Origin of the sequence: Streptomyces sp. NPDC001851, assembly GCF_040297165.1 — a bacterium.
In the GTDB taxonomy this organism is placed as follows: Bacteria; Actinomycetota; Actinomycetes; order Streptomycetales; family Streptomycetaceae; genus Streptomyces.
The window spans coordinates 18,457-29,308 of the sequence record NZ_JBEOYR010000050.1 but is presented as its reverse complement, the minus strand read 5'-3'; the positions used below and the strand labels follow the sequence as shown (position 1 = coordinate 29,308).

General features: G+C 75.3%; 11 protein-coding genes. 4 read left to right on the top strand and 7 right to left on the bottom strand.

The genetic code is table 11. The features are described 5' to 3' along the window. Positions 1-321: 321 nt before the first annotated feature. A complete protein-coding gene (locus ABT171_RS40620) occupies positions 322-1,023 on the bottom strand; it encodes an ANTAR domain-containing protein (RefSeq protein ID WP_351251853.1) in 702 nt (233 codons plus the stop codon). 162 nt (positions 1,024-1,185) lie between these two features. Between ABT171_RS40620 and ABT171_RS40615 the strand changes: the two genes are divergently transcribed. Together ABT171_RS40615 and ABT171_RS40610 are read left to right on the top strand one after the other, a co-directional pair. After that, a complete protein-coding gene (locus ABT171_RS40615; RefSeq protein WP_351251851.1) occupies positions 1,186-1,545 on the top strand; it encodes an STAS domain-containing protein in 360 nt (119 codons plus the stop codon). Further along, a complete protein-coding gene (locus ABT171_RS40610) occupies positions 1,542-2,504 on the top strand; it encodes an anti-sigma factor RsbA family regulatory protein (RefSeq protein ID WP_351251849.1) in 963 nt (320 codons plus the stop codon). The genes ABT171_RS40615 and ABT171_RS40610 overlap by 4 nt, the downstream gene beginning before the upstream one ends. Positions 2,505-2,680: 176 nt before the next feature. Here the strand turns inward: ABT171_RS40610 and ABT171_RS40605 are convergent, their stop codons facing one another. The 4 genes from ABT171_RS40605 to ABT171_RS40590 form a co-directional block, all read right to left on the bottom strand. Then, a complete protein-coding gene (locus ABT171_RS40605) occupies positions 2,681-3,718 on the bottom strand; it encodes a rod shape-determining protein (RefSeq protein WP_351251847.1) in 1,038 nt (345 codons plus the stop codon). A 182-nt stretch (positions 3,719-3,900) separates the two neighbouring features. Beyond that, positions 3,901-5,232 carry a carboxyl transferase domain-containing protein gene (locus ABT171_RS40600; protein ID WP_351251845.1) on the bottom strand — a complete coding sequence of 444 codons (1,332 nt, stop codon included), beginning with the start codon at positions 5,230-5,232 and terminating at the stop codon, positions 3,901-3,903. Beyond that, positions 5,225-6,712 (bottom strand): acyl-CoA synthetase, encoded by a 1,488-nt coding sequence (locus ABT171_RS40595; RefSeq protein ID WP_351251843.1) that lies wholly within the window; start codon positions 6,710-6,712, stop codon positions 5,225-5,227. The genes ABT171_RS40600 and ABT171_RS40595 overlap by 8 nt, the downstream gene beginning before the upstream one ends. 48 nt (positions 6,713-6,760) lie before the next feature. Beyond that, positions 6,761-7,366: an O-methyltransferase gene (locus ABT171_RS40590; RefSeq protein ID WP_351251841.1), complete on the bottom strand. Its 606-nt coding sequence runs from the start codon at positions 7,364-7,366 to the stop codon at positions 6,761-6,763. Positions 7,367-7,439: 73 nt separating this feature from the next. Here ABT171_RS40590 and ABT171_RS40585 point away from each other — a divergent pair, with 73 nt between their 5' ends. Beyond that, positions 7,440-8,309 (top strand): ATP-grasp domain-containing protein, encoded by an 870-nt coding sequence (locus tag ABT171_RS40585; protein ID WP_351251839.1) that lies wholly within the window; start codon positions 7,440-7,442, stop codon positions 8,307-8,309. A gap of 112 nt (positions 8,310-8,421) precedes the next feature. Here ABT171_RS40585 and ABT171_RS40580 read toward each other — a convergent pair whose 3' ends face one another. Then, complete coding sequence (locus ABT171_RS40580) at positions 8,422-9,321, bottom strand: LysR family transcriptional regulator (RefSeq protein ID WP_351251837.1); 900 nt, start codon at positions 9,319-9,321, stop codon at positions 8,422-8,424. A gap of 94 nt (positions 9,322-9,415) precedes the next feature. Here ABT171_RS40580 and ABT171_RS40575 point away from each other — a divergent pair, with 94 nt between their 5' ends. Beyond that, complete coding sequence (locus ABT171_RS40575) at positions 9,416-10,246, top strand: oxidoreductase (protein WP_351251836.1); 831 nt, start codon at positions 9,416-9,418, stop codon at positions 10,244-10,246. Positions 10,247-10,254: 8 nt separating this feature from the next. On the opposite strand, the gene ABT171_RS40570 is transcribed toward ABT171_RS40575, so the two are convergent. Then, entirely contained in the window at positions 10,255-10,845 is a 591-nt protein-coding gene (locus tag ABT171_RS40570) for a hypothetical protein (protein WP_351251835.1), read from the bottom strand. Positions 10,846-10,852: the final 7 nt, after the last annotated feature.

The window sequence follows — 10,852 nt, the reverse complement described above, 5'->3', positions numbered from 1 at the left end:
AACTCACCCCGGAGCCGTTCCACTTCCCCCAGCCTCACACCACGAAGATGCCCACCAGCAGGCGAGATCACTCGACGTAACGAAGCACTACTAGGGCGCCGGTCGCGCCGGGCGACGACTTCGGCCCCCGCGCGCTTGAACGTGCCGCGCGCTGGGCACGGACCTCCTACCGGCGACCACCGCCGGGTGGTGTCGGCAGGAGGGGGTCGTCATGGACCGTCGCATCCGGGTACGCGTCAGCCGGCGCCCCGCCGCCCCGCGTGAGCGGGAGATCGACCGCAGGACGCCGTCGGGGCGCATCCTGCCGTACTGACCGCCGCGTCAGCCGGCGTCCCGGGGCCCCGGGGCACCGCGCCGGGCGTCGACCGCCGCCCGAAGGGCGGTGCGCAGCTCCTCCGGGAGGGCCGGGCCGCCGGGGGTCGCGCTCGCCGTGACCGCCGCCGCCACCCGGCGCAGCTTGGTGTTGGAGCGCTGGGACGTCTCGCGCAGGATGTCCCAGGCGTCGTCCGGGGTGCAGCCGTGCGCGGCCATCAGGATGCCGCGTGCCTGGTCGATCACCGGTCGGGAATCGATCGCGTGCCGCAACTGCGCGATCTCCAGGCGCAGCGAGTCCAGCTGCTCGGCGCGTTCCCGGGCCACCGCCGAGCCGGTGCGGGCCGGGCGGCCGGCGGGTGGCGCGGTGCGCAGCGGGTCGGTGGTGTCCAGCCCCATCAGCTCCAGGACCCGGCGCGGCTGCCCCCGCCAGCCGGTGGCCGAGACCGCGACCGCGTGCCGGCGGCCGTACTCCCGCAGCACGTCCAGGAACGCCGGGCCGGTCGAGTCCATGAAGGACACCTCCGTCAGGTCCAGCTCGATCGCGGCGGCGTCCGCCGGCAGCCCGGCCAGGACCCCGGCGAGGGTGTCCGTACAGCCCTGGACCAGTTCGCCGCGCGCCCGCAGGACGATCCGGCCACCCTGCCCGTGGCCGTCGACGACCAGGGTGTCCGGCCGCCCGGTGTGCGGTGCGTGTGCCGCAGAACGCATGTCGCCGCCCCGTTCTCCGCTCTCCTCGGTCCCGCTCGGTGCCACGCCGCCCGGCTGCCCCGCGCGCCCTCGCCCACACCCGCCGTTCCAGGATCCGGACCCTTGACGGGTGAGTCGAGCGCCATACTGGGCACTTCTCTTCCTGTGCGAGTGGGAGAAGGCGTGAGTGGATCCGAGGTGGTGCGGCCACGGCGGCCGACCGGTGCCGTGCCGGCGCCCTGGCTCGACGTGTACCCGCTGACCGGGCGCACCGGATTCCGCGCGGTGGGCGAGGTGAGCCTGCCCACTCACGGAATCTGGGAGCGCGCGCTGGAGGGCGCCGTGCGCGATGACGGGGACGTGTACCACATGGAGCTCTCCGCGCTGTCCTTCGTCGACGTCGCCGGGGCCGAGGTGCTCGCGGACGCCGCCCGGCGGTTCGGTGAGCGGCGGCTGGTGCTGGACCGCCCGCCGGCCGCGCTGCCCCGCGTTCTGGAGCTGTTGTGGCCCGGGCTTCCGGCGATCGAGGTGGCGGCGTCATGACCACAGCACCGACGACGCGATCCGCCGACCCCGTCGAGCCGTTCGTGCACCCCGCGCTGTTCTACGGCGACACACAGGAGTACCTGGCCGGCACCGTCCCCTTCGTCCGTGATGCGCTGGCGGCCGGCGCACCGGTCGCGGTCGCCGTACCCGGCGACAACCTGCGGCTGATCCAGGACGCGCTGGGCGCCGACGGCGCCGGCGTACGGTTCCTGGACATGCGGGAGGCGGGCCGCAACCCCGGCCGGATCATCCCCGGTGTGCTGCGTGCCTTCGCCGACGCCCAGCCCTCCGGCCGGCGCGTCCACATCATCGGCGAACCGGTCTGGGCGGGCCGCAGCCCGGCCGAGTACCCGGCCTGCGCCCAGCACGAGGCGCTGATCAACGCCGCGTTCCAGGGCCGCGAGGTCACCATCCTGTGTCCGTACGACACCGCCCGGCTGGACGAGCGCGCGCTCGCCGACGCGCACGCCACCCATCCGGTCGTGATCCGCGCCGGCGCGCGGGGCACCAGCGAGGCCTACGACCCCGAGGACGTGGTCGCCCGCTACAACGAGCCGCTGCCGCCCGCCCCCGCCGACGGTACGGACGTGTTCACCACCGCCTTCGACGAGGACTCCCTCTCCGCCGTACGGCACCTCGCCACCGAGCACGGCGCCCGGCTGGGCCTGGCCGGTCTGGGACTGGAGAACCTGGCGCTGATCACCGCCGAGCTCACCACCAACAGCGTGGTCCACGGCGGCGGCACCGGCGGGCTCACGGTGTGGGCCGAGGGCGGGCACGTGCTGTGCGAGGTCCGCGACAAGGGCCGGCTGGCCGATCCGCTGGCCGGCCGGCGTCCGGCCTCCCCGGACCAGCGGGGCGGGCGTGGGCTGTTGCTGGTCAATCTGGTGGCGGATCTGGTGCGGGTGCACACGGGGGCCGCGGGGACGGCTGTCCGGTGCTACCTGCAGCGGTGACCTCCCCCACCCCTCACGCGGCGCCGCCACCGCTCACGCTGTCGATTCCGGGGGCCGCGGTGCCGGGCACGACGGGTTCCCTGGCCGCTTCCGGGGGCGTTCTGCTCGGGGTGGGAGCCTGTGCGTGCTGTCGGTCGCGGGCAGCCGCGGCTGACCGCCATGCCGCCGCGGGCCGCTCAGGCGGCCAGCGGGTTCAGGACCAGCGGCTCGATCCGGCCCTCCAGCATGGCGCCGATGCCCTCCGCCGCGCAGACGTCGGGGCGTTCGGCGATGTACACCGGCATCCCGGTGGCCTGCCGCAGCATCCGGTCGAAGCCGGGGAGCAGCGCCGAGCCGCCCACCATCGTGATCCCGCGGTCGGCGAGGTCGGCGACCAGGTCGGGCGGGCAGTCGCGCAACACCTTGCCGATGCCGTCGAGAACGGCGGTCAGCGGGGTCTGGATCGCGTTCCGCACGGCGGCGGTGTCGACGCGCACGCTGCGGGCCAGCCCGGTGACCACGTCCCGGCCGTGGATCTCCGTGGAGGACGGGCCCTGCGAGGTCAGTCCGTTGCCGGACAGGGCCAGTTGCAGCGGACGCACGGACTGGCTGGGCAGTATCAGCTCGTGCGCGTGCCGCAGGTACTGCACGATCGCCTGGTCCACGGCCTCGCCGCCCACCGGGACCCGCTCGGCGGTCACGACGGACCCGAGCGAGAGCACCGCGACCTGCGTGGCCGCCGCCCCGCACATGATGATCATGGTGGCCTCGGGGCGTTCGACGGGCAGCCCGCAGCCGACGGCGGCGGCGATCAGCGTGTCCACCAGCTCGACCCGGCGCGCACCCAGCCCGACCAGCGTCTCGATGGTCGCCCGCTGGGCCAGCGGATCCGCGCCGTGCGGGGTGCACGCGGCGGCCCGCAGCCGCAGGTTGCGCCGCAGGGCGCGGCGCGTCTTGTCGCCGAGCAGCTGCCGCAGCATGCGCTGGGCCATCTCGATGTCGACCACCGTGCCACCGGAGATGGGCCGTACGACCCGGATGTAGCCCGGTGTCCGGCCCGTCATCCGCTCCGCGAAGTCGCCGACCCCGATCAGTGACCCGCTCCGTGTGTTCACGGCGGCGACCGAGGGCTGGTCGACCACGAGCCCGGCACCCTTCACATACACCCGGGTGCGGGCCGCGCCCAGGTCGACGGCGAAGTGGCAGCGCCGCAGCTGCTCCAGACGGACGGTCACGGCAGATCCTCCTGGGGTGCGCGGGCCTCTTCCTTCTGACTGCATCCTGCGCGGGGTCCGGGGGCGGGCGCCTGCTGGAGGGGGCCGGGCGGGGTGCCGCTGAATGGGGGGTTTCCGGGGGTGCGCCGGTGTGTCGCGTGGTCAGGTGCGGGTTCCGGATGCGTCTTCACGCCGGCCGGCGGTCAGACGATGCCCCGGATCACCCCGAGCTCCAGCAGGTCCTGGGGCCGGATCCGCAGCTGGTCGGCGGTCGTCCTCACCTCCTGTACCGGGCGTTTGAGGATGGCCGCCGCCAGTTCCGGGGCGATCACCGAGAAGTAGCTGTCCGGGGTGGCCCAGGTGTGGGCCGGTGCGGCCAGTGCCAGGGCTCCGCCGGAGCCGCCCTCGCCGATGACGAGCGTGGTGATCGGGACCCGGGCGGCGGCCACCGCCCCGAACACCTCCGCGATCGCCGCGCCGGCCCCCTGCCGCTCCGCCTCCGCGTCGTTCGCGGCGCCCGGGGTGTCCACCAGCGTCAGCACCGGGATGCCGAGGCGGTCCGCCAGCCGGATCAGGCGGGCCGCGGTCCGGAAGCCGGCGGGGCGGGTCGGCGCCCCGGTCTGTGCGGCGTAGGCGACGGTACGGCCCTCCCGCTCACCGAAGCCGCAGAGGACGCCGCCGGGATCGGTACCGCCGCACCGGTCACCGCTGAGGGCGCGGCGGTGGGTGAAGTACACGTCCAAGTAGGCCTGGGCGCGGGGGCGTTCGGGGGCGCGGGCGCGCTGGACGGCGTCCCAGCCGGTGGCCGGGAGGCCGGCGCTGCGCAGGGCCGCGGGCGGGGCGGGCACATCGGCGGACGGGGAGGTGAGCAGGCGCAGCCACGCGCCCAGTGCCTCCTTCAGCTCGGCCGGAGCCACCACCGCGTCCGCCGAGCCCGCCGCCAGCTGGGACTCCGCCGTGTACGCGGACGGGTCGGTGTCGGGCGGACGGACACGGGAGCCGGCGAAACCGACCTGGGCGCCGGACAGCGCCAGGACGACGTCCGCGCCCGCGCCGAGCGTGGCCCAGCCGCCGCCGGTCGTCGGGTCCCGCAGCACCGCGATCTGCGGCAGTCCCGCCTCTCGGGTGAGCGCCGACTGCCGGGCCACCCGCTGGAGTTGGCTCAGCGCGAGCATGCCCTCCTGCATCCGGCTGCCCCCGGTCGCGATCAGCGGCACGACCGGCAGCCGGTGGGCACGGGCGTGGACGTACGCCGCCTCCAGGCGGTCTCCGGTGCGTTCGCCCAGGGAGCCGCCCAGGAAGCCGAACTCGAAGGCGATCAGCACGGCCGGCGTGCCCTCGACCCGCGCGGTGCCGCAGACGACCGACTCCTCCTCGCCGGTGCGGGCGGCGGCGCGGGCGCGCGAGGCGTCGTAACCCTGCCAGCCGAGGGGGCCGTCGGGTGCGGACTCCCCGGGGCTGAACGGGAGTTCGGCGAAGGTGCCGGGGTCCGCGACCAGGGCCAGTACGGCCCGGGCCGAGCGTCGCTCAGGCATCGGCCAGCGCCCGCTTCATGATCTTGCCCATGTCGTTGCGGGGGAGTGCGTCCAGGTAGCGGACGACACGGGGGCGCTTGTGCGGGGCGAGACGGCGGCCCACGTGGTCCGCCAACTCCTCGGCGCCGGGCGGTGCCTGGGGGTCGGCCGGGACGATCCAGGCCACGATCCGCTCGCCCAGGTCCGCGTCCGGCTCGCCGGTGACCGCCGCCTCCCGCACCCCGGGGTGCTCCAGCAGCGCGTTCTCGATCTCACCGGCCCCGATCTTGTACCCGCCGCTCTTGATCAGGTCCGTGGCCTTGCGGCCGACGATCCGCACATAGCCGTCGGGCTCGCGGACGGCCATGTCGCCCGTGCGGAAGAACCCGTCGGCGGTGAACGCGGCGGCGGTGGCGTCGGGCCGGTTCAGATACTCGGTGAACAGGTTCGGCCCGCGCACCTGGATCTCGCCGACGCTCTCCCCGTCGTACGCGGTGATCGGCGTCCCGTCCTCCTCCACGAGCCGCAGCTCCACGCCGGGCAGCGGTACGCCCACGGTTCCCGCGCGCGGCTCCCCGTCGGCCCGCACGCTGGTGTTCATCAGGGTCTCCGTCATGCCGTACCGCTCGATCACCCGCCGCCCGGTGGCCGCCGCAATCCGCTCGTGGTCGTGCACGGGCAGCGCGGCCGAGCCGGAGACCAGCAGACGGGCCCGGCCCAGCGCCTTGGCGAGCTCCGCGTCCCCCGGCAGGGCCTCGGCGATGCGGTGGTACATCGTCGGCACCCCGAACAGCATGGTCGCGCCGGCGTTCAGCTCCCGTGCCACGCCCTCGGTGCTGAAGCGGCCCAGGTGCCGTACGCCGCCACCGCGCCGCAGCGGGCCCAGCACGCCCAGCACCAGCCCGTGCACATGGAACAGGGGCAGCCCGTGCACCAGCACGTCGTCGCCGGTCCACTGCCAGGCGTCGGCCAGGGCGTCCAGGGTGGTGGCGAGGGCCCGGCGGGGCAGGACGGCACCCTTGGGCGGGCCGGTGGTGCCGGAGGTGTAGACGATCAGCGCCGGGTCCTCGGCGGCGGCCGTGTCGTCGGGAACGGCGCCGGGGCCGGCCGTCGCGTCCACCTCGACGCGCTCCAGCCCGCCCAGCACCGAAGGGAGTTCGGCACCCGGCGCGGCCAGCACCAGCGCCGGGGCGCTGTCGGAGAGGATGTGCGCGAGCTCCTTCTCGCCCGACCTGGGGTTCAGCGGCACCGCGGCGGCCCCGGCGAGCAGGACGCCCGTCACGGCGACGGCGGTCTCCAGCTCCGGCGTGGCCCATACGGCGACCCGGCCGGCGCCCCGCAGCCGGGCGGCGAGCGCACCGGCGGCCCCGGCCAGCCCGCCGTACGTCAACGACCGTTCGCCGAACCGCAGGGCGGTCCTCCCCCGGACTTCGTCCGGGGGGACCCCCGTCTCGCTGCGCTCGCCCGGACCGTCCGCCAGGGCGGGGAAGAGGGAGGACACGCGGCGTACTCCTAACTGTGGGACTGTCGCTCGACCTTCGCACCCTTCCTACACCAGGAGTCTCGTCCCGACGACCGCGCTCAAGTCCGTCGCGAGCCGCACTTCGGTCGCGCGCAGCGCGGGATGCTCCAGCCAGTGCAGCCGGGCCCGGTCCACCTCGCCGGCGTGCAGCGGCGGCCAGCCGCTCGCCGGGGTGAAGTCGTCCACGACGACCGTCCCGCCGGGCACCAGCAGCCGCTCCACGGCGGCGGGCGGATCCCCGGGGGCCTTGCCCTGTCCGCCGCCGTCGAGCACGAGCAGGTCGAAGGGACCGTGCTCCTCGATCCGCCGCCAGTCACCGGTGAGCACGGTGACCCCGGGCCGCCCGGCGAACACCTGCGCGGCGGCCCGCGCCCGCCGCGGATCCCGCTCCACGCCGCACAGCCGCACCCCGGGCGCCGCGCCGGAGGCCAGCCAGGCCAGCCCCACGCCGAGCCCGGTCCCGGTCTCCCCGATCCGGACCTGGGCCCCGCCGGCCAACGCGTGCAGCAGACGGCCCTGTTCGGGGCGGCACGAGTGGGGGAAACGGTGGCGGCGGGCGGCGGTGAGCGCGGCCCGCACCAGGGGCGGCAGCCCGGGTACGCCGGTGTACGCGTCAGTGCCGTCGGTGGCCATATCCCCTTCATACCGGACAGCGGCCGTTGTTAGCCTCGCCGGGATCGAACCGTCGTACGACAGGGAGTCCGCCGTGCCCCGCATCGCCCTCGCCACCTACGACCCCGGGGCCGAGCCGGGCAAGGACACCGACCTGCCGGAGCTGGTGCGCGCGCTGGGCGAGGCCGGGGCCGAGGCCGAGGCCCGCTACTGGGACGACCCGGACGCGGACTGGGGCCGCTACGACCTCGTCGTGATCCGCTCCACCTGGGACTACAGCTGGCGGGCCGCGGAGTTCCGGGCCTGGGCGGACCGGGTCGACGCGCTCACCCGGCTCGCCAATCCGGCGCCCGTGGTGCGCTGGAACACCGACAAGCGCTACCTCGGCGAGCTGGCGGCGGCCGGCGTGCCCACCGTCCCCACCCGCTACCTCGCGCCGGGCGAGCCGGGCGGCCTGCCCGACGGCCACGAGTACGTGATCAAGCCGACCTCGGGCGCGGGCGCCCGGTTCGCCGCCCGCTACACGCCCGCCGAGCACGAGCAGGCGGTACGGCAGCTCGGCCGGATGCACGCCGAGGGCCTCACCGCGATGGTGCAGCCGTACATGCGCGGCATCGACGCCGGCGGGGAGCGGGCGCTGCAGTTCTTCGGCGGCCGGCTGCTGCACGCCAGCCGCAAGGGCGCGGTGCTCACGCCGGGGACGGCGTACGACGCGGAGAAGGTGGCTCATCCGGATCTGGAGCGGTGGGAGCCCACTGACGCCGAACTGGCCGTCGCCGACAAGGCGTTGGGTGCGGTGCCCGGTGGTTCCGGGTTGCTGTACGCGCGCGTGGACCTTGTCGACGGGGAGGACGGGCAGCCGCGGCTGATGGAGCTGGAGCTGGTCGAGCCGAATCTTTTCCTGTGGCTGCACCCAGGGTCGCTGGAGCGGGTGGTGGAGGCGATATCGGAGGCTGCCCGGTAGCGCCTGCCGGGGTGCCGCGAGGTGCCGTCCCGCGGCTGCGGCGGCGCCGTGGCCTGTCGGGCCCACGCGGCGGAGCCGCATACTCCATACAGCCCGCACCCCTTCGGGGCGCCTAGCGCACCGTCTCTCGGCACGCCTGCGCGTACGCGCGCACCAGTGGCCGGCGCTCGTCCTCTTTCCGCCAGGCCAGCGCATAGCGGCTCGGGCCGATGCCCCGGACCCGGCGGATGGTGACGCCGCCCCGGGTGACCAGCGGCGCGTTGCCCTCGGCCACCAGGCAGATGCCGAGCCCCGCGACCAGGGCCTCGTACGTCTCCTCCGCCCCGGAGACCTCCGCGCCGATCCGGGGCGGCCGGCCGGAGCGGGCGTCCAGGGCGAGCCAGTGGTCACGCAGCCGGCCCGCGCTCCGGGGCAGGGCCAGGAACGGCTCGTCCAGCAGGTCGGCGAAGTCGAGTTCGGCACGGGCGGCGAGCGGATGCGACTCGGGCAGGGCGAGCAGCCGGGGCTCCTCGGCGACCACCGTCCAGGCGTAGCGCTGCTCGTCGGGCAGCGGCAGCCAGACGAAGGCGATGTCCGCCGTGCCGTCCGCCAGGCCCGCCGTCGGATCGTCCCAGCTCATCTGGCGCAGCCGGACCGTGACCTCGGGATGCGCGGCGGTGAACCGGGAGCGGACGGCCGGCAGCAGCCCGCCCCGGCCCGGACTGGTGCTCATGCCCACCATCAGCGTGCTGCGCTGGGCCGCCTTGGCCGCCTCCACGGCCGCCGCCCCCGCCTCCCACGCGGCCAGCACCCGCCGGGCGTGCGGCAGCAGCGCTTCCCCGGCCCCCGTCAGCGCGACGCCGTGCTGATCGCGCCGGAACAGTTCCGCCCCCAACTGCCGCTCCAGCGCCCGGATCTGCTTGCTCAGCGCGGGCTGTGAGACATACAGCCGCTCGGCGGCGCGCGTGAAGTGCAGCTCCTCGGCGACCGCGACGAAGTAGCGCAGATCCCGGCCGTGGACGTCCGTCGTCATAGCCGATGGTTATCACCGGAGGTCTTGGACGGGCAACGGCATCGGGCGGCAGTCTTGTCCGTGTCGAACGGATCGAGTCCCACGGGGAGTTGTGATGAACAAGGTATGGCTGGTGACCGGGGCGAGCAGCGGTTTCGGGCGGGCGATCACCGAGGCCGCCGTGGCCGCCGGGGATGTGGTGGTCGGCGCGGCCCGGCGACCGGAGGCCCTCGACGACCTGGTGGCCGCCCATCCCGACCAGGTGGAGGCGCTGCGGCTGGACGTCACCGACCTGGCCGCGGCCGAGGACGCGGTCCGGGATGTGCTGGCCCGGCACGGGCGGATCGACGTGCTGGTCAACAACGCGGGACGCACCCACGTCGGCGCCGTCGAGGAGACCACCGACGACGAGCTGCGCGCCCTGTTCGACCTGCACTTCTTCGGCCCGGCGGCCCTGGTGCGGGCGGTGCTGCCGCACATGCGGGAGCGGCGCTCGGGCGCGATCGTGCAGATGAGCAGCATGGGCGGCCAGATGTCCTTCGCCGGCTTCGGGGCCTACAGCGCGACGAAGTTCGCCCTGGAGGGCCTGTCCGAGGCGCTCGCGGACGAGGCGCGGGAGTACGGCATCAAGGTGCTCGTCGTCGAGCCGGGCGCGTTCCGCACCTCGCTGTTCGGCACCGGCCGCGCCGGCGTCAGCTCCGACACCGGGGTGTACGCCAAGGTCGCCGAGACCCGCGGCTTCCTGGCCGGCGGCGACGGCACCCAGCCCGGCGACCCCGCCAAGGCGGCCGCCCTGATCCTGGCCGCGCTGGAGGCCGAGCACAGCCCGCTGCGGCTGCCGCTCGGCGAGGACGGGGTGAGCGCCGTCCTCGCCCATCTCGACCAGGTCCGCGAGGACGTCACCGCCTGGGAGAAGCGCACCCGGGCGACGGGCTTCGACGACTGACGGGCCGCTCAGCCGACGACCGCCGTCCGCTGGAGCAGCCCCCAGGTGAACTCGGCGACCACCTCGTGCGGTACGCCGTCCCGGTCGGGGGCGGTGAAGGCCAGCCCCCACCGGGTGGGGGCGGTGCCCTCCAGCGGGCGGGCCGGGGCGAAGGCGCGGGCGGCCTCGTCCACCGTGCAGGACCAGGGGGCGAGGTCGTCCAGGGTCCGGAGCCGCGGGGCCGGGGCGTCCGGCGCGCGGACCAGCCACTCGTTCCAGACCGCCCCGTCCGGCCCGACCAGCACCTCGAAGCGCAGGTCGGGCCAGAGGGGCAGGGCCCAGCGCCGGGCCTCGCAGCCGACGTCGCCGAGGCGGCGCGGGAGGACGGATTCCGGCTCGCCCAGGACCGAGCGATAGCGTGCCGCGGCGGACCGGGATCCCGGCGAGCGGACCATCGCCTGCCAGCGCTTGTTCGTCTCCCGCATGTCCGCGATCGAGACGCCGAGCTGCCGGCGGGCGTCCTCGACCAGGTCCGGGTTGTGGTCGGCCATGCGGCGCAGCAGCACCAGCTGGAAGTCGAGACGCATGGCATCCATGGTGCCCGGCCCGTTCCCGCCCATTGCCCGC

Coding starts and splice junctions, on each gene's coding strand:
- ABT171_RS40610 (WP_351251849.1), top strand. CDS start 1,542: ATGACCACAGCACCGACGACGCGATCCGCCGACCCCGTCGAGCCGTTC.
- ABT171_RS40620 (WP_351251853.1), bottom strand. CDS start 1,023: ATGCGTTCTGCGGCACACGCACCGCACACCGGGCGGCCGGACACCCTG.
- ABT171_RS40580 (WP_351251837.1), bottom strand. CDS start 9,321: ATGACGACGGACGTCCACGGCCGGGATCTGCGCTACTTCGTCGCGGTC.
- ABT171_RS40575 (WP_351251836.1), top strand. CDS start 9,416: ATGAACAAGGTATGGCTGGTGACCGGGGCGAGCAGCGGTTTCGGGCGG.
- ABT171_RS40570 (WP_351251835.1), bottom strand. CDS start 10,845: ATGGGCGGGAACGGGCCGGGCACCATGGATGCCATGCGTCTCGACTTC.
- ABT171_RS40600 (WP_351251845.1), bottom strand. CDS start 5,232: ATGCCTGAGCGACGCTCGGCCCGGGCCGTACTGGCCCTGGTCGCGGAC.
- ABT171_RS40590 (WP_351251841.1), bottom strand. CDS start 7,366: ATGGCCACCGACGGCACTGACGCGTACACCGGCGTACCCGGGCTGCCG.